At 71.5% G+C, this 19620-nt stretch carries 21 protein-coding genes; 10 read left to right on the top strand and 11 right to left on the bottom strand.

What is annotated here, in order from left to right:
• Position 1 precedes the first annotated feature (1 nt).
• A complete protein-coding gene (locus tag EV292_RS13100) occupies positions 2-583 on the bottom strand; it encodes a GNAT family N-acetyltransferase (protein WP_132909659.1) in 582 nt (193 codons plus the stop codon).
• Positions 583-2460, bottom strand: a complete 1878-nt coding sequence (gene sppA, locus EV292_RS13095; RefSeq protein WP_132909658.1) for a signal peptide peptidase SppA — start codon at positions 2458-2460, stop codon at positions 583-585. Before sppA ends, EV292_RS13100 begins: the two co-directional genes overlap by 1 nt.
• Positions 2461-2628: 168 nt before the next feature.
• Between sppA and EV292_RS13090 the strand changes: the two genes are divergently transcribed.
• From EV292_RS13090 to EV292_RS13070, 5 genes are all read left to right on the top strand, one after another.
• Positions 2629-3108, top strand: a complete 480-nt coding sequence (locus EV292_RS13090) for a DUF1440 domain-containing protein (protein WP_132909657.1) — start codon at positions 2629-2631, stop codon at positions 3106-3108.
• Between the two features lie 281 nt (positions 3109-3389).
• On the top strand, positions 3390-4328 hold the full coding sequence (locus EV292_RS13085; protein WP_132909656.1) for a UDP-2,3-diacylglucosamine diphosphatase: 939 nt from the start codon (positions 3390-3392) through the stop codon (positions 4326-4328).
• Positions 4329-4337: 9 nt separating this feature from the next.
• On the top strand, positions 4338-5375 hold the full coding sequence (locus tag EV292_RS13080) for a glycosyltransferase family 1 protein (RefSeq protein WP_132909655.1): 1038 nt from the start codon (positions 4338-4340) through the stop codon (positions 5373-5375).
• A gap of 391 nt (positions 5376-5766) precedes the next feature.
• A complete protein-coding gene (locus tag EV292_RS13075) occupies positions 5767-6462 on the top strand; it encodes an SDR family oxidoreductase (RefSeq protein WP_132909654.1) in 696 nt (231 codons plus the stop codon).
• On the top strand, positions 6452-7399 hold the full coding sequence (locus EV292_RS13070) for a 50S ribosomal protein L11 methyltransferase (RefSeq protein WP_132909653.1): 948 nt from the start codon (positions 6452-6454) through the stop codon (positions 7397-7399). Before EV292_RS13075 ends, EV292_RS13070 begins: the two co-directional genes overlap by 11 nt.
• A gap of 113 nt (positions 7400-7512) precedes the next feature.
• Here EV292_RS13070 and EV292_RS22665 read toward each other — a convergent pair whose 3' ends face one another.
• Positions 7513-7659, bottom strand: coding sequence for a hypothetical protein (locus EV292_RS22665; RefSeq protein ID WP_165927103.1), 147 nt, complete (start codon positions 7657-7659; stop codon positions 7513-7515).
• Between EV292_RS22665 and EV292_RS13065 the strand changes: the two genes are divergently transcribed.
• The gene (locus EV292_RS13065; RefSeq protein WP_132909652.1) at positions 7658-8266 is read left to right on the top strand and encodes an opacity protein; all 609 of its coding nucleotides are present in this window, start codon (positions 7658-7660) and stop codon (positions 8264-8266) included. The two genes, EV292_RS22665 and EV292_RS13065, sit on opposite strands and share 2 nt — an antisense overlap.
• 102 nt (positions 8267-8368) lie before the next feature.
• Here EV292_RS13065 and EV292_RS13060 read toward each other — a convergent pair whose 3' ends face one another.
• The 5 genes from EV292_RS13060 to EV292_RS13040 all read right to left on the bottom strand — a co-directional run bounded on the left by EV292_RS13060 (position 8369) and on the right by EV292_RS13040 (position 11160).
• Positions 8369-9277, bottom strand: coding sequence for an alpha/beta hydrolase (locus EV292_RS13060; protein ID WP_132909651.1), 909 nt, complete (start codon positions 9275-9277; stop codon positions 8369-8371).
• The gene (locus EV292_RS13055; RefSeq protein WP_132909650.1) at positions 9274-9546 is read right to left on the bottom strand and encodes a DUF2442 domain-containing protein; all 273 of its coding nucleotides are present in this window, start codon (positions 9544-9546) and stop codon (positions 9274-9276) included. Before EV292_RS13055 ends, EV292_RS13060 begins: the two co-directional genes overlap by 4 nt.
• On the bottom strand, positions 9539-9796 hold the full coding sequence (locus EV292_RS13050; protein WP_132909649.1) for a hypothetical protein: 258 nt from the start codon (positions 9794-9796) through the stop codon (positions 9539-9541). Before EV292_RS13050 ends, EV292_RS13055 begins: the two co-directional genes overlap by 8 nt.
• 37 nt (positions 9797-9833) lie before the next feature.
• Positions 9834-10886 carry a ribonucleotide-diphosphate reductase subunit beta gene (locus tag EV292_RS13045; RefSeq protein WP_132909648.1) on the bottom strand — a complete coding sequence of 351 codons (1053 nt, stop codon included), beginning with the start codon at positions 10884-10886 and terminating at the stop codon, positions 9834-9836.
• Positions 10887-10947: 61 nt separating this feature from the next.
• Positions 10948-11160, bottom strand: a complete 213-nt coding sequence (locus EV292_RS13040; RefSeq protein ID WP_243693764.1) for a hypothetical protein — start codon at positions 11158-11160, stop codon at positions 10948-10950.
• A 56-nt stretch (positions 11161-11216) separates the two neighbouring features.
• Between EV292_RS13040 and EV292_RS13035 the strand changes: the two genes are divergently transcribed.
• A complete protein-coding gene (locus tag EV292_RS13035; RefSeq protein WP_132909647.1) occupies positions 11217-11468 on the top strand; it encodes a DUF2171 domain-containing protein in 252 nt (83 codons plus the stop codon).
• Between the two features lie 575 nt (positions 11469-12043).
• On the opposite strand, the gene EV292_RS13030 is transcribed toward EV292_RS13035, so the two are convergent.
• Positions 12044-14893: a TonB-dependent receptor gene (locus tag EV292_RS13030; protein ID WP_165927101.1), complete on the bottom strand. Its 2850-nt coding sequence runs from the start codon at positions 14891-14893 to the stop codon at positions 12044-12046.
• 140 nt (positions 14894-15033) lie between these two features.
• Here EV292_RS13030 and EV292_RS13025 point away from each other — a divergent pair, with 140 nt between their 5' ends.
• From EV292_RS13025 to EV292_RS22660, 3 genes are all read left to right on the top strand, one after another.
• On the top strand, positions 15034-16605 hold the full coding sequence (locus EV292_RS13025) for a tryptophan halogenase family protein (RefSeq protein WP_132909645.1): 1572 nt from the start codon (positions 15034-15036) through the stop codon (positions 16603-16605).
• Positions 16602-17342: a SapC family protein gene (locus tag EV292_RS13020; protein WP_132909644.1), complete on the top strand. Its 741-nt coding sequence runs from the start codon at positions 16602-16604 to the stop codon at positions 17340-17342. Before EV292_RS13025 ends, EV292_RS13020 begins: the two co-directional genes overlap by 4 nt.
• Before the next feature lie 96 nt (positions 17343-17438).
• On the top strand, positions 17439-17606 hold the full coding sequence (locus tag EV292_RS22660) for a hypothetical protein (protein ID WP_165927100.1): 168 nt from the start codon (positions 17439-17441) through the stop codon (positions 17604-17606).
• A 28-nt stretch (positions 17607-17634) separates the two neighbouring features.
• On the opposite strand, the gene EV292_RS13015 is transcribed toward EV292_RS22660, so the two are convergent.
• Entirely contained in the window at positions 17635-18348 is a 714-nt protein-coding gene (locus tag EV292_RS13015; protein WP_243693763.1) for a hypothetical protein, read from the bottom strand.
• Positions 18345-19547: a glycosyltransferase family 1 protein gene (locus tag EV292_RS13010; RefSeq protein WP_132909643.1), complete on the bottom strand. Its 1203-nt coding sequence runs from the start codon at positions 19545-19547 to the stop codon at positions 18345-18347. The genes EV292_RS13015 and EV292_RS13010 overlap by 4 nt, the downstream gene beginning before the upstream one ends.
• Positions 19548-19620: the final 73 nt, after the last annotated feature.

Genomic DNA, 19620 nt, shown 5'->3' with positions numbered 1-19620 from the left:
CTCAGTCGCGCCGCACGCCGACGTCGCGGAAGGCGCGCGGCTCGATCGGCGGGATCGCCGATTCGTTGAGCGCGCATTGCCACAGGCCGACGTCGATCCAGCGCCCCTGCTTGTAGCCGACCTCGCGATACACGCCCGCGCGGCGGAAGCCGACCGCCTCGTGCAGCGTGATCGAGGCGTCGTTGGGCAGCGCGATCACCCCGATCGCCTGGGTGAAGCCCTGCGCGCGCAGCGTGTCGACCAGCGCCTCGTACAGCAGCCGGCCGACCCCCTGGCGCTGGGTGGCGTCGGCGGCGTAGATCGAGGTCTCGACGACATAGCGATAGGCCGGCCGGTCGCGGAAGCGCGTGGCATAAGCGTAAGCGAGCAGCCCGCGCTCGCCCCCGCCCTCGGCGAGCGATGCCGCGACGAGCCAGGGGTAATGACCGTCGGAGGCGGTGATCCGGTCGCGCATCGTCGCGGCGTCGGGCGCCTCGCTCTCGAACGACACCGTGCCCTGCAGCACATAGGGCGCGTAGATCGCGGCGATCGCGGCGGCGTCCGCCTCGGTCGCGGCGCGGATCGCGATCGGGCCGGGGGGCATCAGAGCCCCACCTTGGCGAGCACCAGCTGGAGCAGGGTGCGATCGGCCGCGCTCGCCTGCACCGGGCCGAGCCCCGCGCATTCGAGGCATTGCGCGCGCACCGAGGCGCCGGTCAGCAGCCGCCGCGCGTCGCCCAGCGCGACCGCGAACGCCTGTTGCCGCTGCCACGCCAGCCGCCCGACGGCGTCGGCGGGGGCGCCGGCATCGTCGTCGTCCTCCTGGCTGGCGAGTTGCTGCGCGATCTGCGCGGCGAAGCCGGGCTTCTTGTCGAGATAGACCACCGGCGGCTTGTCCTGGTCGAGCTTGGCGCGGCGCGCCGCCTCGCGCACCGCGGCATCGAGCCCGCCGAAGCGGTCGACCAGCTTGAGCTGATGCGCGATGCCGCCGACCCAGACGCGGCCCTGGCCGATCTCGTCGACGCGCTCGACCGGGAGCTTGCGCGACTGCGACACGCGCGACAGGAACTCGCGATAGCCGTGCTCGATGCCCGATTGCACCACCGCGTCGAGCTGCGGCGTGGTGCCCGCCAGCACGTCGGGCTGGCCCGACAACGGGGTGGTCTTCACCCCGTCCGCCGACAGGCCGATCTTGGTGAGCGTGTTCTCGAAGGTCGGGATGATGCCGAAGATGCCGATCGATCCCGTGATCGTCCCCGGCTCGGCGAAGATCACGTCGCCCGGGGTCGACACCCAATAGCCCCCCGAGGCGGCGAGCCCGCCCATCGACACCACAACGGGCAGCCCGCGGCGCTTGGCCTCGAGCACCGCCTGGCGGATCTTCTCGGACGCCAGCACCGACCCGCCCGGCGAGTCGACGCGCAGCACCAAGGCCTTGAGCTTGTTGTCGATCATGCCCTGGTAGAGCAGCTTGGACACGGTGTCGCCGCCGGCGGTGCCCGGCTGCGCCTCGCCGTCGACGATCTCGCCCGCGACGGTCAGCACGCCGATCTCGCCGGTCTTGGGCAGCGGCGCGGCATCGACATAGGCCTGGTAGCGGATCGTCTGGAACCAGCCGGCGGGCTTGCTGTCGTCGCCGCCCGCGAGCTGCGCGACGCGGCGGCCGAACGCGACGCGGTCGCCGAGCTTGTCGACCAGCCCGGTGGCGACGTTGGCGCGCGCGACATCGCCCTGCGCGCGCTGGACGAGCTGCGCCGGGTCGGCCAGCCACGGCGCGACCTGCGCCTTGGGCCGCGCGCTGGCGATCGACTCGCGCCATTGCTGGAACAAGGTGCCGTACAGTTCCTGCGCCGCGGCGCGCGCCTCGGGGCTCTGGTCGGTGCGGACATAGGGCTCGACCGCCGACTTGAACTTGCCGACGCGATAGACGTGCGCGTTGACGCCCAGCTTGTCGAGCAGCCCCTTGTAATAGAGCTGGCTGCCCCCCGGCCCGGCGAACAGCGTGCCGCCCAGCGGGTTCATCCACACCTCGCTCGCCGCCGAGGCGAGGCGATAGCCCGCGTCGGTATAAGCGGTGGCATAGGCCAGCACCGGCTTGCCCGCCTTGCGCGCGCGCAGCAACGCCTCCTGCACCTCGCCCAGCGCGGCGGGATAGCCCCCGCCGAACTTGTCGAGATCGAGCACGATCGCCTTGACGCGACCGTCGCCGCTGGCCGCGTCGATCGCGCGCAGCACGTCGCGCAGGCGGTATTGCTTGCCGATCTGCTGGCCGCTGAGCAGCGCGGTGGGCTGGATCTCCTCGGGCTGTTCGACGATCGGGCCGTCCAGCGCGAGCAGCAGCGCGCCGTCCTTGATCGCGCCGGGGCGCGAGCGCGCGTTGAGCGCGGCGAACAGCAGCGCGAAGAACAGCAGCATCGCCGCGAGCACCAGCGCATCCTTGATGCCCACCAGCAGCTTCCAGGCGCCACGCACCAGCTTCATCGTCTCGATCACCTCTGCGGGAGAATCCGGCGCGCCAGCCTAGCGCGACGTGTATCAATCAAGCAATACGGCTTGTGTTCCGCCGCCCGGTGCGGTCGCGGCGCGGCCGGCGCGGCGGCATCCTCGCGCGGGCTGGCGCGTTGCGCTGCGACACTCTCGGAGATCCCCATGCGCTCGCTTCTCTCCACCGTCGCGCTCGGCCTCGGCGCCGGCCTGGCCGCCGCCTTCGTGATGGACCGGTTCCAGGCGCTCGCCGCGCCGCCGCTCGGGCTCGACAAGGGCAATGACGATCCCGCCACGGTGAAAGCCGCCGACTCGGTCAGCCGCGCGGTGGAGGGGCGGCCGGTCACGCAGAAGAACCGTCGCCGCGCGGGCAGCGCGGTCCATTACGGCGTCGGCGCCGCGCTCGGGCTGGGCTATGTCGCCGCGGCGGAACGCTGGCCCGAGACCGCGACGGGCTTCGGCCTGCCGTTCGGCGCGCTGACGATGCTGCTGCTCGACGATCTGCTCGTCCCCGCCGCGGGCTGGGGGCCGTGGCCCGAGGCGGAGGCCAAGGGCAACCTCTACACCTTGGGCTCGCACCTCGTCTTCGCCGGCACCGTGGAGGGCGTGCGCCGCGGCGCCGGCGCGCTGCTCGACCGCGACTGAGGGCGGCCCTACCTCACGCCCGCCGTCATCCTGAACTCGTTTCAGGATCCACGCGCCCGCGAGCGCCGCGGCGTGTGAGTGAGCGGCACGGTGGATCCTGGAACGAGTTCAGGATGACGGAACGGGGCGGCCCGCGCTGCGCTCGCCAGATCGGGTCGCCGCGGCGCGCCGCTCCCTCGGCGTGACGCCGAACCGTCACCGGAGCGTCACCCGCGCGTCAAGCCGCGGTGACACGCGTGTCACATGGGCGGCGTAGGAACGGGCAGCGAGGGAGGGCTGCCATGCCGACGACGGTTCACTCGATCAGCGCGCTGACCGCGGCCCTGCCGCTGGGCGATATCGCCGACCTGTTCGACGCCGACGCACGCCCGCACCGGCCCGAGCAGGTGATCCCCGAGCAGCCGGGCGGCCCGCGCCGCCGCTATCGCACCGTGTGGATCAGCGACGTGCATCTCGGCACGCGCGGCTGCAACGCCGACATGCTGATCGACTTCCTCGACCATGTCGACAGCGACACCATGTACCTGGTCGGCGACATCATCGACGGCTGGCAGCTCAAGAAGCGCTTCTACTGGCCCGCCGCGCACAATGACGTGATCGGGCGGCTGATGAAGCGCGCGCGCCGCGGCACGCGCATGATCTATATCCCCGGCAACCACGACGAGATGTTCCGCCAGTTCGCCGGGCTCGACTTCGGCGGCATCCAGATCCGACGCAAGGCGATCCACGAGACCGCCGACGGCCGCCGCCTGCTGGTGCTCCACGGTGACGAGTTCGACGCGATCACCCTGTCGCACCGCTGGCTCGCGCATGTCGGCGATGCGGCGTACACGATGCTGATGGCGCTCAACCGCTGGGTCAGCGCGGTGCGGCGGCGCTGGGGCATGCCGTATTGGTCGCTCAGCAAGCACGCCAAGGCCAAGGTGAAGAACGCGGTGGCGTTCATCTCGCGCTTCGAGGAGATCGTCGCCGAGGCGGCGGGCAGCCGCGGGGTGCAGGGCGTGGTGTGCGGCCATATCCACACCGCCGAGATGCGCGAGATCGCGGGCATTTCTTATTACAACGACGGCGACTGGGTCGAGGGCTGCACCGCGCTGGTCGAGCATGGCGACGGCCGGATGGAGATCCTCGACTGGGGCGAGGAGATGCGCCGCCGCAGCGTGGCGCCCGCGGTGGCGCTCGCCGCCCCGGCGCCGGCCCGCACCGCGCTCGCTGCCTGAGCGCGCGCGATGCGGATCGCGATCGTCACCGATGCCTGGGCGCCGCAGATCAACGGCGTGGTGCGCACGCTCGAGGCGGTGATCGCCGAGCTGCGCGCGGGCGGGCACGAGGTGCTGGTGGTATCGCCCAGCGGGGTGCCTTCCCTGCCGTGCCCGACCTATCCCGAGATCCGGCTGGCGCTGATGACCCCGGCGGCGGTCGGGCGGCGGATCGCCGGCTTCGCGGCGGAGGCGGTGCATATCGCGACCGAGGGGCCGCTCGGGCTCGCGGCGCGGCGCTGGTGCCGCGCGCGGCGCCTGCCCTTCACCACCGCCTATCACACGCAATTCCCCGATTATGTCGCGGCGCGCACCGGCGCGGATCCGGCGTGGATCTGGCGCTATGTGCGCTGGTTCCACGATCCCGCCGCGGCGGTGCTCGTCTCCACCCCCACGATCGAGCGCACGCTGCGCGCGCACGGGCTGGCGCGCGTGCGGCGCTGGGGGCGCGGGGTCGCGCGCGAGTTTCACCCCGGCGGGGCGGTCGACGCGCGGATCGCCGCGGCGCGCGCCGCGGTGGGGGGCGCGCCGGTGCTGCTCCATGTCGGACGCGTCGCGGTGGAGAAGAACATCCATGCCTTCCTCGCCGCCGAGGTCGCGGCGGTGAAGGTGGTGGTGGGCGACGGCCCCGCGCGCGCTTCGCTGGAGCGGCGATTCCCCGACGCGCTGTTCCTCGGCGCGCGGTTCGGCGAGGATCTCGCCGCGGCCTATCGCGCCGCCGACGTGCTGGTCTTCCCCAGCCGCACCGACACGTTCGGGCTGGTGATGATCGAGGCGCTCGCCTGCGGCACGCCGGTGGCGGCCTATCCGGTCGCCGGCCCGATCGACGTGCTCACTCCAGAGGCGGGCGCGATGGACGAGCGGCTGGAGACCGCGATCGCGCGCGCGCTGACGCTCGACCGCACCGCCTGCGCCGCGGCGGGGGCGCGCTTCACCTGGGCGGCGAGCGCGCGCCAGTTCCTCGACGCGCTCGCGCCGTTCGGCGGGGAGCAGCGCGCCGCGGCCTGAACGGCGCGGGGCGAGGGGGACGTCCGCGCGGCGGCGCTGTGTTTGGCCTCGGCGACGAGAGGGGGTTCACGCCAGGGCGCCGGGAGGGGAGGGCCGCTTCCTCCAAGCCGACTCGAACGTCCGTGAGCCCGGCGCGACTGGGCGCCACGTCAGTGACCCTGGGCTCCGGCGTTCGCCGGAGCACGCTGCCGCTTCCGATCAGCGGGAACAGACGCCGCGGGCCCGACGCGCAGCCGCGGCCCGCCCACGATCGGGCCGGGCACGCCGCCGCCATCGCGCTCCGCGGGCTCCGCGCCTCCGCGAGCGATTCTCCTTCGCCCGCGCTCGCCAGCTTCATGAGGCCGGCGAACGGGGCTGGCGAGCCACCGCCGATCCGTCCTACGGGAGGCGCATGGTCAACGTCCTCCTCACCGGCGCGAGCCGCGGCATCGGCGCCGCGATCGCCGCCGCGCTCGACGCCACCCCCGGCGTCACGCTCGCGCGCCACGCCACCGCCACCGGACTCGCCGCCGATTTCGCCGAGCCCGACGCGCCCGACCGGCTATGGCACGCCGCGCTCGACCGGCTCGGCGGCCGCATCGACGTGCTGATCAACAATGCCGGCGTGTTCGAGGCCAATCCGATCGACTCGGACGCCTGGCTCGACGAATGGGAGCGCACGCTGCGGATCAACCTCACCGCCGCCGCGGCGCTCAGCCGCCACGCGGTGCGCCACTGGCGCGACGGCGGGCGCGGCGGGCGGCTGGTCAACGTCGCCAGCCGCGCCGCCTATCGCGGCGACAGCCCCGCGCACTGGCATTACGCCGCCGCCAAGGCCGGGATGGTGGCGATGACCAAGACGATCGCGCGCGGCTATGCCGCGGAGAACATCCTCGCCTTCGCGATCTGCCCGGGCTTCACCATGACCGGCATGGCCGACGACTATCTCGCCAGCCGCGGCGGCGACAGGCTGCTCGCCGACATCCCGCTCGGTCGCGTCGCCCGGCCCGAGGAAGTGGCGGAGGTGGCGCGCTTCCTCGCGCTGTCCGCGCCGCCGTCGATGACCGGCGCGGTGCTCGACGTGAACGGGGCCAGCTATGTCCGCTGAGACGATCGACAGCTGGCGCGTCACCCTGCCGTGCACCCGCGCCGAGGCGGAAGCGATCGACGCCGCCGACGATCTCGCGATCGACGCGGTGCTGATGACGAGCGAGGAGGTCGAGGACGATCGCGAGCGCTGGCGGCTCGACGCTTATATGGAGCGGGAGCCCGACGCCGCGATGCTCGCGGCGCTGCGCGCGCTGGTGCCGAGCGCCGCCGCGGTCGCGCCGACGGTGACTCCGCTGACCGCGCAGGATTGGGTGACGCTGAGCCAGGCCGGGCTCGAGCCGATCAGCGAGGGGCGGTTCGTCGTCCACACCAGCGCGCATCCGATGACCGCGCCCGCGGGCGGGCGCGCCTTCCTGATCGACGCGGGGCAGGCGTTCGGTACCGGGCATCACGCCACCACCTCGGGCTGTCTCGCCATGCTCGACGCGCTCGCCGCGCGCGCGGTGCGCAACGCGATCGATCTCGGCACGGGCACGGGGCTGCTCGCCTTCGCCGCGCGCCATCTGTGGCCCGACGCGCAGGTGACCGCGACCGACATCGATCCCGCGGCGATCGACGTGACGCGCGCCAACATGGCCGCCAACGCGATCGACGGGATCGCGCTGGTGGTCGCCGACGGCGCGTTGTCGGAGGCGATCGCGGCGCGCGCGCCTTATGACCTGGTGATCGCCAATATCCTCGCGGGGCCGCTGATCTCCATGGCGCCCGAGGTGACCGCGATCGCCGCGCCGGGAGCCGCGATCGTGCTCGCCGGGCTGCTCGAGACCCAGCGCGCCGAGGTGGTGGCGGCGTTCGCGTCGTGCGGCTGCACCGTCGCCGAGGTGGATCGGCGCGGCGACTGGACGATCCTGCGGCTCGACGCGGGCGCGACGCGCTACGTGCCCGCGCAGGCGCCCGATCCGCGCGGACGCGACGGCTGGGCGCTCGACCTCTGACCGTGCCGCGCGGGCTGCCGCGCGAGCGCCCGCGCTGTGACCGTTCCGCGGCGGGGCCGCCCGATCTTCGCCACAATGGAGCGGTCGCGTTCACCTGAGCGACAGAAAGCGTGTCACTTTGGCAACAGCGCGCGATCACCGCGCGCCGCGGCACTTTTTTCCAGCAACCATCCCAGGGGCGCGCGGTTCAGAGGGTCCCCGGTCCGGGCGCCTGCGGCGCCGTCAGCCGGACAACGACAACTGATCTCGAGGAAGTCCATGCGTAAGCTCGTTCTTGCGGCCGTCGCCGCGTCCGCCGCGTTTGTCGCCACCCCGTCGCTGGCGCAGGACGCCACCGCGACCGACACCGCCGCGCCGGTCGACACCGCGACCGCGCCGGACGGCACCAAGGCGTTCGGGTTCGAGCCCTATGTCGCGATCCGCGGCGGCTGGGAGGAGTTCCAGACCGACAGCGTCCCGGGTGCGCCGCGCCAGAACAAGCTCAACGGCTCGCTGGTCGAGGGTCTGGTCGGCGCCAACGTGCCGCTCGGCGCCTTCTTCGTCGGTGCCGAGGGCAATGTCGCCAAGGGCGTGTCGGGCGATATCGACTGGCAGTATGGCGCCGCCGGCCGCTTCGGCCTGCGCGCCGGCGAGAGCGGGCTGATCTACGGCAAGGTCGGCTATCAGTGGGTCAATTTCGACAAGCGCGTGAACACCGACCGCGACTTCCACGACGTCACCTACGGCGTCGGCTTCGAGGTCGGCCCGAAGGAGATCGGGCTCGGCGGGCTGACCGGCAATTCGGGCATCCGCCTGCGCGGCGAGGTCTCGACCTTCGGCTGGACCAACAGCTTCCGCCCGACGCTCGGCATCGTGGCGCACTTCTGATCCCGGCTTCGGTCGCGAAGGGAGCCACGCGCGACCGACCGCACCAGTAGCGTTCCGTGCGGGGGAGAAGGGGCGGGGCCGGCGACGGCCTCGCCCCTTCGGCTATCCGGGTGTGGCGGGCGCGGGAGGAAGCCACGCGCGCAGGATCGCGTCGACTGCCTCGGGCGCCTCCTGCTGCACCCAGTGCGACACGCCCGGCAGTCGCCGCACGGTGAGGTCGGCGACGTAGCGGTCGGTGCCGTCGAGCGTCTCGAGCCCGAGCGCCGCATCCTCCTCGCCCCAGACGATCAGCGTGGGCACCTCGACCCGCCCGCCGTTGTCGAAGCGCATCCGGTCGCGGTGACGCGCCGCGGCGCGATACCAGTTGATCATCGCGGTGAGCGCGCCCGGGCGCCGCGCCGCCGCGGCATAGACGTCGAGCACCGCGTCGGGGAAGCGCGTCTTGTCCACCGCCATGCCGCGGAAAGCGCGACGCACCAGCGCGGCGTCGCGCAGCGCCATCACGCGCTCGGGCAGCCAGGGGAGCTGGAAGGCGCTCATGTACCAGCTGCGCCGCCGCTGCGGCCAGTGGCGCAGCGCCGCGGCGAAGCAGGCGGGGTGGGGCAGGTTCATTACCACCAGCCGCTCGAGCGGGCGCACCCGGTTGATCGCGAAGTTCCACGCGATCGCGCCGCCCCAGTCGTGCGCGATCAGCGTCAGCGTGCGCGCGCCGCTGGCGTCGAACAGCGCGGCGGCGTCGGTGACGATCCGGTCCATGGTATAGTCGGCGACCGCGGCGGGGCGGGAGGTGCCGCCATAGCCGCGCTGGTTGGGCGCCCAGACGCGATAGCCGAGTTCGGCGAGGAGCGGCATCTGGTGGCGCCAGCTGTAGTGCAGCTCGGGGAAGCCGTGGAGGCACAATGCGAGATGCTCGCCGCTCCCGGCCTCGGCCACCTCGAAGGTGAGGCCGTTGGCGGCGACTTCGCGGATCGCGATGCCGCTGTCGGGGGCGGGGTGCCAGCTCGGGGTCATGGAAAGGCGGTTTCCGGCCTGACCAGCGCGCCCGCCGCTTCGAGCCGCCGATGCAGACTGGCCGGTGACAGCTCGAGGCCGTTCGGCCAGGCGAGGGCGCCCGCCTCCAGGAACGCGCGCGCGAAGAAGGCGGGGTTGGCGAGCGGACGAGTCGTGACCGTGTCGCGAGCGATCAGCTCGTCCGCGCTCCAGACGGCGCGCGTGCCGTCGGAGAAGGTCAGCGTCAACGCGACGGGGCCAGTGACGGTCAGGCCGGCGAGCTTAATCATCCATGTCCGCTCCCGGGATCATCTCAAGCGGCACGCGATCGAGGCCGCGCTGCCAGTTTGCCATGAGTTCGTCATGGTGGTCGAGCGACAGTCCGGTGGTGCTCCCTTCCCGTCTGGGGATGGTTGCGACGTTGCCGTCATCCCGGCCTTGAGCCGGGATCCATCGTGCCGCGAACACCTTAGCCAATGCTTTGCGGAACCATGGATCCCGGCTCAAGGCCGGGATGACGAGAGTGGGAGGCGCAATCACGATTCGCAACGATCCCCTTCAGAGAAGGAGAGCTAGCTCACTCCGCCGCCACGCCCGCGAACATATCCCCGCTCGCCTCGCCCGCGTCCTCGTTCGCCGGCTTACCACCCTTGGCCTTCTGACGCTTGTCGAACGAGTCCCACACGTCGTTCCACTGCCCCTTGGTCGCCGCCTTCGAGTACTCGGTCGCGCGCGTCTCGAAGAAGTTGGCGTGCTCCACGCCGTTGAGCAAAGGCGTCAGCCACGGCAGCGGGTGCTCGTCGATCATGTAGATCGGCTTCAGCCCGAGCTGGTTGAGCCGCCAGTCCGCGATATAGCGGATGTACTTCTTGATCTCCTTGGGCTTCATCCCCTCGACCGGGCCCATCTCGAAGGCCAGGTCGATGAAATTGTCCTCCAGCCGGATCGTCGTCTGGCACACGTCGGCGATGTCGTCCTTCACCGCCTTGGTCAGGCACTGGCGCTCCTGGCAGAAGGCGTGGAACATGCGGATGATGCCCTCGCAATGCAGGCTCTCGTCGCGCACCGACCAGCTGACGATCTGCCCCATGCCCTTCATCTTGTTGAAGCGCGGAAAGTTCATCAGCATCGCGAAGCTGGCGAACAGCTGCACGCCCTCGGTGAAGCCGCCGAACATGGCGAGCGTGCGCGCGATGTCCTCGTCGCTGTCGACGCCGAAGTTCTGCATGTAATCATGCTTGTCCTTCATCTCGCCGTACTCGAGGAAGGCGCCATATTCGCTCTCGGGCATGCCGATCGTGTCGAGCAGGTGCGAGTAAGCCGCGATGTGGACCGTCTCCATGTTGCTGAACGCGGTCAGCATCATCTTGACCTCGGTCGGCTTGAACACGCGACCGTATTTCTCGTGGTAACAGTCCTGCACCTCGACGTCGGCCTGGGTGAAGAAGCGGAAGATCTGGGTGAGCAGGTTGCGCTCGTGATCGGTCAGCTTCTGCGCCCAGTCGCGGCAATCCTCGCCGAGCGGCACTTCCTCGGGCAGCCAGTGGAGCTGCTGCTGGCGCTTCCAGAACTCGAACGCCCAGGGGTATTCGAACGGCTTGTACTGCTTGCGGGCTTCGAGGAGGGACATGGCGGTTACTCCGGGACGGAACGATGGGAAGGAAGGAGGGGCGCGCGGCGCGGCGGGTCGGTCATGGGTCGAGGCTCCACTGCCACATCGCCGCGGCGGACAGCGCGAGCACCACACCGCCCGCCAGCGCCATCACGCCGACCATGCGATAGGCGTAGACGCGCGCCTCGGGCAGCGGGTGGCGCAATTGCGCGAGCAGCCACGCCCCCGCCAGCGTGAACGGCGCGGCGACCGCGAACATGATCGCCGACTGCGGCGGCAGCGTGCTCAGCATGCGACCATCTCCCGATCCGTGCGTTGCGCACCCGAACCGAACAGAGGAGACTCACGATGGTCGATGCCAGCCAGATCAAGGAACATGCCGAGGTGATCGGCGCGGACGGCGTCCACGTCGGCACCGTCGACCACGTCGATGGCGACCGGATCAAGCTGACCAAGAACGATTCGCCCTCCACCGAGGACGGGCAGGGCGCCAAGCATCATTACCTGCCGCTCGGCCTGGTGGCGGAGATCGAGGGCGACACGGTGCGCCTCTCGGCCACCGCGCAGAATGCGGTGGACATGTTCGAGGAAGACGCCTGATCGCGCCGGTCCCGCTCCATCCGGGGGCGGGACGGACCCGGGCCGGACCGCGCCGCGGCGCGCGTGACCCGGAGCGGTGCCGCCGAGGCGGTGCCGCCCCGCGTCGATTCGCGCCGCCGCGGCGACGGAACGGCGCGCGCGCGGGCGATGGCGCGGCGCCGCGTCTCCCCTGCCTTGCTGCTCGTCGTTGCGGCGCACCGCGCGTCTCCCTTCGCCCCATCGTCGCTGCGGGCATCGTCGCCGCGCGCACCGGTCGCGCCGTCGCGACGCGCCTCTGACGACCCGCGCATCCTAACCAGAACGGGCCAGCGAGACCAGCCCGTGGCCGCGCCCGCGCCGCAACTTTTCTGTGGGTAAATCGGCTATGTTGATGAGGCCGACGCGGCGATCACCCATATATGGTGGCCGGCACGCGCGACTCACACCAGCCCGGCGGTGCGTCCGCTCCGCCTTCGTACTCGTTATGTTCCGGAATGCGCGCTGTCAACCGCGCATACGCGAACGGCCGGCGCCCGTTCCCGGACGCCGGCCGTGACACTGATCCGGTCGGGCGCGATCGCCGCGCCCGGCGCGCGTCAGAAGGAGAACCGCACCCCCGCGTCGTAGCGCGGACCGAAGTTCTGATATTGCAGCAGCTGGTTGTCGAAGCGGCCGGTGGTGTAATATTTGGCGTTGAACAGGTTGGTGCCCTCCACGAACACCTGCGCGAACGGGGTGACGTTCACCGCGATGCTGCCGTCGAACTGGCCGTAGTCGCGCACGAAGATCGGCTCGTTGCCCGCGCCGCCGGCGAGCTCGCGCAGGAAGCGCTCGCGGCGGTTATAGGCGATGCGCGCCGAGATGCCGTATTTCTCGTAGAAGACCGTGGCGTTCTGCGAGTTGCCGATCCCCTCCGCGGCGAACGACTGCCCCACCTGGCTGGTGTCGAAGTCGCGGTTGGTGCTGACGAAGGTGGCGTTGGCCTGGACGCCCAGGCCGCTGAACACGCCGGGCAGCCAGTCGAGCGTGTGGACCAGGTTGAGCTCCAGCCCCTTGATGTCGAGCGACTGGGCGTTGCGCGGCCGGCGCACGCTGAACCGCGCGGTGTTCTGGTCGACGATCAGCCCGCCGACCGGCAGCCCGACGCCCTGCGCGTTGCCCGCGTTGCGGATCGGGAACAGCTCGTCGCCGAACAGCTGGATGATGAAATCGTCCACCTTCTTGTAGAAGACTGCCGCCGACAGCGTGGTCGTGCGCGTGGGATACCATTCCAGCGACAGGTCGAGGTTCTTGGCCTGATAGGGCTTGAGGTTGGGGTTGCCGCCGCTCGCGGTCAGCGTCGCCGGGCGCAAGGTGCCGATGTCGAGGCTCGGCGCCAGGTCGCCGATCGCCGGCCGGGTCAGCGTCTTGTAGGCGGCGAAGCGGACCTGCAGTTCCGGCGTGAAGTTGAGCCGTGCGTTCAGCGCGGGCAGGAAGTTGCTGTACGACGATTTCTGCGAGATCGGCGTGCCGGTCGGGCTGGCGAAGACGCCGACATAGATGGTCGGGTCGGTCGGCGGGTTGCCCTGGGTCGGGGTCAGGTCGACGAGCTGGCGCTGGCTGCCCGACGAGGTCAGCTCGGTATATTCGTAGCGCGCCCCGACATTGACCAGCCACGGCATGCTGCCCAGCTCGCCCGCGAAGTCGACGTCGGCGTAGCTCGCCCACACCGTCTCCTTCACCCGCGTGCCCGGCTGCGGCGCGACCGCATAGCCGTTGGTCGCGGCATAGCGGGCCGCGGTCGTGCCCGGCGCGAGGCCGTATTTCGTGTCGAGCGCCGAGGTCGCCGCCGGGCTGGCGAGGAAGTTGAGATACCGGAACGCGTCATAGGTGAGGAAGGTGGTCGGCACCGCGCCGCTCGGCGCACCCAGCCCCTTGACCGTGAAGGGCGACAGCAGCGACGAGTCCGCCAGCGTCGGATAGCCGCAATAGACGCAGCCGACGTCGTCGCCCGAGGTGATCGCGACGTTGCTCTTGTCGCGCGTCGTGCTCATCAGGCCGAAGCGCACCGTCTGGAACACGCCCAGCCCCGGCTTCCACTCGTTGTTCCAGCGATATTCCTGCACCTTCTCGGTGACGTCGTTGCCGTTGATCCCCGCGATATGGGTGCGGCCCAGCGCCGGGTTGGTCAGCACGCCGTCGGCGAAGCCGTTGACCGTGGGGATGCCGTTCCCCTGCGCCTGGGTGAAGGAATAAGGCGTCGGCGTGCCGATCACGGTGAAATAGGATCCACCACCGCCCGCGTTCTTGGCGCGCGAGTAAGAGGCGTCGATCACCATCTTGAAGTTGTTGGCCGGGTTCCACTCGGCGTTGAAGCCGCCCTCCCAGGTCGTCGTCTCGCGCAGCGCGCCCGAGGAGATGAAGTCGGCGTTGCCGTTGGTGGTGAGCGCGGTGACGGTGCGATTGTCGTCGATCGTGGCGTCGGTGTAGCTGGTCGGCTCGAACCAGGCGCCGAGCGCGCGTGTCTTCGAGTCGCTCTTGAACTTGTTGTACAGGCCGTCGAGCGTGAAGGTCAGCTCGTCGGTCGGCTGATATTGCGCCACCACCGTGGCGCCGAGGCGGGTACGGACGTCGCGCGCCTGGTTCACGTTGAAGTTGCGCGGCGCGTAGACGCCCGTGGCGATCGGATCGTCGTTCGGGCCGACCGAGCTGTTGGGCAGATAGCCGTCGTTGCTGACCGAGGCGATCTGCGCGATGCGGCGCTGGTACGACACCGACGCGAGCAGGCCCAGCTTGCCGTCGGCGAAGGTGTTGCTGATCAGGCCGAAGCCCTGCGGGGTGAATTTCTCGCTGTTCTTCTCGTACAGCGCCTTGCCGGTGACGATCGCCTTGAAGCCGTTGAGCGCGAGCGGGCGCGGCGTCTGCACGTTGATGGTCGCGCCGATGCCGCCGCCCTGCAGCGGGGCCTGCGCGGTCTTGTAGACCTGCGCGCCGCTGATCAGCTCGGCCGGGATCAGGTCGAACGAGAAGGCGCGGTTGTAATTGTCGCTGGCGAAGCTGCGGCCGTTGAACAGCACGGTGTTGAACGCCGGCCCGAGGCCGCGGACGCTGACCTGCGCGCCCTCGCCGTTGGTGCGGTCGATCGCGACGCCCGGGATGCGCTGGAGCGACTCGGCGACGTTGGCGTCGGGGAACTTGCCCAGGTCCTCCGACGAGATCGCGTCGAGGATGCCGACCGCGTCGCGCTTCTGCGCCGCCGAGGAAGCGATGCTGGCGCGGATGCCGGTGACGACGATGTCCTCGGCGGCATTGTCGGTCTGGCCGGGGGGCGCGGATTGCGCGGGCGGTGCGTCGGGCGCAGTCTGTGCCAGCACCGGTGTGGCCGCGACGAGCGCGCCGATCGCGCATCCCATCCCGCCCGAGAAAAGAAAAGCACGCGCCGTCACTTGCCGAAAGCTGGTCGCCACCGTCATCCTCCCCATTTTAACAGCCACGCTTGTTTTGCCTGTGCTGTGGCGCCATTCTCACGGATATATCCGACAAATACAACCAGAATCGGTCACAAAGATCGGCATGGTGCGCGACCGGGGGAGGAGGCAGAGTAATTATGTCAGACAATCAACGCCATGACGATAGCGCCGTGCGCCAAGTGGTGGTGGTGGGCGGGGGCTCGGCGGGGTGGATCGCGGCCTGTCGGCTCGCCGCCCAGGCGCAGCGCAGCGGCAGTCCTGTTACGGTGACCCTGGTCGAATCGGCGCGCATCCCCACCGTCGGGGTCGGTGAGGGGACCTGGCCGACCATGCGTAACACATTGGCGAAGATCGGAATTACTGAGACGGACTTTGTCCGCGGCTGTGACGCGGCGTTCAAACAGGGCGCGCGGTTCGTCGGCTGGGCGGACGATTCGCCGGACGACGGCTATTATCACCCGCTCAACCCGCCCGCCGGCGCGACCGAGCTCGACCTCGCGCCGCACTGGCGCGCGCAGGCCGACACGCCCGGCGCGCAGGATTTCGCGGGTTGGGTCGATTTCCAGGCGGCGCTGTGCGACGCGGGGCTCGCGCCCAAGGCGATCACCATGCCCGAATGGGTCGGCCAGGCGAATTACGCCTATCACCTCGACGCGGGCAAGTTCGCGACGCTGCTGCGTGACCATGCGGTCGAGCGGCTCGGCGTCCGCCACGTCATCGGCGACGTCGCGCGCGTCGACCAGGCGCCGGACGGCGACATCACCGCGCTCGTCCTCGCCGATGGCGACATGGTCGCGGGCGACCTGTTCGTCGACTGCACCGGCTTCGCCGCGCTGCTGATCGGCGGCGTCTATGGCGTGCCGTTCCGCGGCTGCGGCGACGTGCTGTTCGCCGACCGCGCGGTGGCGCTCCAGGTGCCGTATGACAGCGAGGACGCGCCGATCGCCTGCCACACCGTCGCCACCGCGCAGCCGGCGGGCTGGATCTGGGACATCGGGCTGTGGACGCGGCGCGGCGTCGGCCATGTCTACAGCAGCGCGCACACCAGCGACGACGCCGCCGAGGCGGCGCTGCGGCGCTACATCGGCCCCGCCGCGGACGCGCTGGTGGCGCGCCGGATCACCATCGAGGGCGGACACCGCGAGCGCTTCTGGCAGAACAATTGCGTCGCGGTCGGCCTCTCGGCCGGGTTCATCGAGCCGCTCGAGGCGTCGGCGCTGATGCTGATCGAGGCGTCGATGGACGCGATCGCGGACCGGCTGCCGCGCACCCGCGGCGCGATGCGCGTCGCCGCGCGGCAGTTCAACCACGCCTTTACCCACCATTGGGCGCGCATCATCGAGTTCCTCAAGCTGCATTACGCCATCACGCGCCGCACCGACACCGACTTCTGGCGCGACCATGCCGCGCCCGCGACCTGGCCGGACGGGCTGGACGAGCGGCTGGCGCTGTGGCGCACGCATCCGCCCGCGCCGCACGACTTCGCGCACGCGCGCGAGGTGTTCTCCTGGCCGAGCTACCAATATGTGCTGCACGGCATGGGCTTCGCGACGGACTATGCCGCGGTGGCGCCCGCCGCGCCGGAGAGCGCGCTGGCGCGGCGGATGATCGCGCGCACCGATCGGCTGCGCGCCGAGGCGGTGCAGCGGCTGCCGCGCCATCGCGACCTGCTCCGCGCGGTGCGCGAGCACGGGTTGCAGGTGGTATGAGCGCGCTCGTCGCGCTCGACCCGCGCCGCCACGCCGCGATGCGCTTCGACCCCGCCGCCGCGGCGGCGGGCGCGGGCGCGGGCCAGCGGATCGCGCAGCTCGGGCTGAGCGAGCTGGCGCTCGCCGCGGCGGACATGCCGCTGTGCCTCGCCAAGGAGGCGCAGACCGGCCGCTTCAACCCGGTCGCGCTGATGGGGCTGGCGGCGCCGCGCAACCTGTTCGTGGCGGGGGGGCGGTTCCACGCGACCTATCTGCCGCGCGCGCTGCTGCTCGGCGCCTTCCGGCTCGATCCCGCCGGGGCGGGCGGGCTGGCGGTGGACGAGGCCGAGCCCGCGCTCCGCGGCGACGGCACGATGCTGATCGCGGCGGGCGCTCCGACCGCGCTGGTCGACGAGGTCCGCGGCGGGCTCGAGCGGCTGGTCGCGGACGTCGCCGCGGCGCGCGCGCTGGCGGACGCGCTCGCCGCGCACCGGCTGCTGCGCCCGCTCGGGCTGGCGCTGCGACTCGACGACGGCGCCGAGCATCGCCTCGACGGCCTCTACACGATCGACGAGGACGCGCTGCACGCGCTCGACGAGGCGGCGGTGGTGACGCTCCACCGCGGCGGCCAGCTCGCCGCCGCGGCGGTGATCGCGGCGTCGCTGGCGCAGCTGGAGCGGCTGCGCCAGCTCCATGACGCGAGCGGCGCGGGCGCCCGCATCGCCGCGCTGCACGTGGCGGCGGACGAGCTCGCGTGAGCGAGAGCCGATCTGTGCCGAAGTGGTCACGCGGTCGCGACAGAAGATCCTTAACGACCTTCGTGGTCGCGCCGCGGTTGGTTACGTGTAACCGCCATGAAGATCACTTACTGCCGTGACGTGCCCAAAGGTTTCCTGTGCGCGCGCGAGGAAGAGGAACTGCCCTGCGTCGGCGATGTCGTCGCGTTCGACGGCGTGCGCTATCTGGTGCGGCGTGCCGAACATGTCGGGCGCGAGGGACTGGTCTATGTGATGCCGGTCTGACACGGCGGCGCGGATCCCGGCGCGCGAGTCACAGCGCCCGGACCAGCCGCAGCCCGGCGCGCGGCCGCCACGCGTCCCCGGTCTCGCGCCGCGCGCCCATCCCGGCCTGGAGCTCGAGCCGCGGCGACAGCGCCTGATGCACCTGCGGCATCACGAGCGTCGCGCGCTCGCGTCCGGCGCGGACGTTCACCTCCACCCCCAGGGTGGTGTCGTCGCCCGCCTCGTAGAAGCTGGTGTGGTTGACCAGCAGCGCGCGCTCGGCCGCGCCCGCGCTGCTGACGTCGCCGACCCCGATCATGCTGAGCGTGCTGACCCGCGCGCCGAAGCGATAGCCGACGACGTACAGCAGCGAACTCTCCCAGCGCCGCGCCGCCCGGTTCCACAGCCCGAGATACTGGACGCCGTGGATGCCGCGCCCGCCGTCGATCAGCCCGAACGTCCCCTGCAACCCGAGCTTGAGGTCGGTCAGCCGCCGCCCCGCGAACGGCAGCTCCAGTTCCACCGCCAAGCCGTCGGCGACCGCCAGCTCCACCTCGGGCGCCCATTCCACCTCGCGGTGCGGGCCGGCGACGTCGCGCTGCGCCAGCGTGTTGACCTCCAGCTCGCCGCTCCTGGCGCCGAGCGGGCGGACGAGGTCGAACACCATCGGCTCGGCGATCTCGGGCGCCTGCTGCGCCGCCGCGGGGGTGCAGGCGAGCAAGGGCGCGGCGAGCGCAACGGCCCCGCGCGCGGCCTGCCTCATCGCGGCACCGCGCGCGCGGGGTCGCCGAGCAGCTCGTGATAGGCGTCCCACACCATCGCGCTGGCGCGTTCCCAGCTCCACGCCGCGCTGGCGTCGCGCGCGCGCCGCCCCATCAGCCGGCGCCGGTCGGGGAACATGGTCAGCCGCGCGAGCAGCTCCACCGCCTGGGCCGGCGCGTCGCGCGGGTAGAACAGCCCGGTGTCCGCCGCGAGCAGCGCGCGCGCGCTCGCCACGTCGACGCTCACCGTGGGCAAGCCCGCCGCCATCGCCTCCAGCGTGACGTTGCCGAACGCCTCGGTGACGCTGGGATTGAAGAAGATGTCGGCGCTCGCCACCGCGCGCCCCAGCGCGTCCCCCGCGAGATGCCCGGTCATCGTCGCGTCGGGCAGCCGGCGTCGCAGCCACGCCGCCTCCGGCCCGTCGCCGACGATCAGCGGATGCACCCGCGTGCCCGCCGCGGCGAGCGCCTCCACCACCTCGGCATAGACCGCCACGCCTTTCTCGCGCACCAGCCGGCCGAAGAAGAGGATCGCGCAGGCATCGTCGGCGATGCCCTGCGCGCGGCGCCACGCCGGGTCGCGCCGCGCCGGGTCGAATTGCGCGCGGTCGACCCCGCGACTCCACAGCCGCGCGCGGTCGCCCGCCCCCGCCGCGACGAAATCGGCGAGGATCGGCAGCGTCGGCACCAGCACGCGGTCGCAGCGCGCGTAGAAACGGTCGAGGTGCCGCTCCAGCACCGGGCGGATCAGCCCCGCGCCGTAGAAGGCCGCATAGGTCTCGAAGCGCGTGTGCAGGCTGGCGACCAGCGGCAGTTGCGCCGCGCGCGCGTAGCGCTGCGCCGCGACCCCGGTCCAGTCGGGCGCCGAGACATGGACGAGATCGGGCGCGAAGCCGCGCAGGTCGGCGCGCACCCCGCGCGGCAGGCCGAGCCCGAGCCGATAGTCGCCGCGCCCCGGCAGCCGGATCGAGCGCACCGGGATCAGCGTCCCCTCGGGCGCGAAGGCGGGCTCGGGCGCGGTCGGCGAATAGACCCGCACGGTCGCGCCGCGCGCCTCCAGATCCGCCACCAGGCGGTTGAGCGCGCGATTGGCGCCATCGCGAACATAATTGTAATTGCCGGAGAACAGCGCGATGCGCGGGGGACGCGCGGCGGCGGGCGCGGGCGCGCTGGGGCGGACCCGGGTGACGATGGTGGACATGGTGGATCTCTTCGGTCGCGTCGTCGGGGCACCGGCCCCGTTCCGGCGCGGGCTAGGCCGGCCGGCTTACACC

It is taken from the genome of Sphingomonas sp. BK235 (genome assembly GCF_004345855.1).
Lineage (GTDB): Bacteria > Pseudomonadota > Alphaproteobacteria > Sphingomonadales > Sphingomonadaceae > Sphingomonas.
This window is presented reverse-complemented; position numbering and strand designations above follow the sequence as displayed.

What these genes read in the sequence shown, in the direction of transcription:
- EV292_RS13100 (WP_132909659.1), bottom strand. Translation starts at nt 583, where the DNA reads ATGCCCCCCGGCCCGATCGCGATCCGCGCCGCGACCGAGGCGGACGCC.
- sppA (WP_132909658.1), bottom strand. Translation starts at nt 2,460, where the DNA reads ATGAAGCTGGTGCGTGGCGCCTGGAAGCTGCTGGTGGGCATCAAGGAT.
- EV292_RS13090 (WP_132909657.1), top strand. Translation starts at nt 2,629, where the DNA reads ATGCGCTCGCTTCTCTCCACCGTCGCGCTCGGCCTCGGCGCCGGCCTG.
- EV292_RS13085 (WP_132909656.1), top strand. Translation starts at nt 3,390, where the DNA reads ATGCCGACGACGGTTCACTCGATCAGCGCGCTGACCGCGGCCCTGCCG.
- EV292_RS13080 (WP_132909655.1), top strand. Translation starts at nt 4,338, where the DNA reads ATGCGGATCGCGATCGTCACCGATGCCTGGGCGCCGCAGATCAACGGC.
- EV292_RS13075 (WP_132909654.1), top strand. Translation starts at nt 5,767, where the DNA reads ATGGTCAACGTCCTCCTCACCGGCGCGAGCCGCGGCATCGGCGCCGCG.
- EV292_RS13070 (WP_132909653.1), top strand. Translation starts at nt 6,452, where the DNA reads ATGTCCGCTGAGACGATCGACAGCTGGCGCGTCACCCTGCCGTGCACC.
- EV292_RS13065 (WP_132909652.1), top strand. Translation starts at nt 7,658, where the DNA reads ATGCGTAAGCTCGTTCTTGCGGCCGTCGCCGCGTCCGCCGCGTTTGTC.
- EV292_RS22665 (WP_165927103.1), bottom strand. Translation starts at nt 7,659, where the DNA reads ATGGACTTCCTCGAGATCAGTTGTCGTTGTCCGGCTGACGGCGCCGCA.
- EV292_RS13060 (WP_132909651.1), bottom strand. Translation starts at nt 9,277, where the DNA reads ATGACCCCGAGCTGGCACCCCGCCCCCGACAGCGGCATCGCGATCCGC.
- EV292_RS13055 (WP_132909650.1), bottom strand. Translation starts at nt 9,546, where the DNA reads ATGATTAAGCTCGCCGGCCTGACCGTCACTGGCCCCGTCGCGTTGACG.
- EV292_RS13045 (WP_132909648.1), bottom strand. Translation starts at nt 10,886, where the DNA reads ATGTCCCTCCTCGAAGCCCGCAAGCAGTACAAGCCGTTCGAATACCCC.
- EV292_RS13040 (WP_243693764.1), bottom strand. Translation starts at nt 11,160, where the DNA reads ATGCTGAGCACGCTGCCGCCGCAGTCGGCGATCATGTTCGCGGTCGCC.
- EV292_RS13035 (WP_132909647.1), top strand. Translation starts at nt 11,217, where the DNA reads ATGGTCGATGCCAGCCAGATCAAGGAACATGCCGAGGTGATCGGCGCG.
- EV292_RS13025 (WP_132909645.1), top strand. Translation starts at nt 15,034, where the DNA reads ATGTCAGACAATCAACGCCATGACGATAGCGCCGTGCGCCAAGTGGTG.
- EV292_RS13020 (WP_132909644.1), top strand. Translation starts at nt 16,602, where the DNA reads ATGAGCGCGCTCGTCGCGCTCGACCCGCGCCGCCACGCCGCGATGCGC.
- EV292_RS22660 (WP_165927100.1), top strand. Translation starts at nt 17,439, where the DNA reads ATGAAGATCACTTACTGCCGTGACGTGCCCAAAGGTTTCCTGTGCGCG.
- EV292_RS13015 (WP_243693763.1), bottom strand. Translation starts at nt 18,348, where the DNA reads ATGAGGCAGGCCGCGCGCGGGGCCGTTGCGCTCGCCGCGCCCTTGCTC.
- EV292_RS13010 (WP_132909643.1), bottom strand. Translation starts at nt 19,547, where the DNA reads ATGTCCACCATCGTCACCCGGGTCCGCCCCAGCGCGCCCGCGCCCGCC.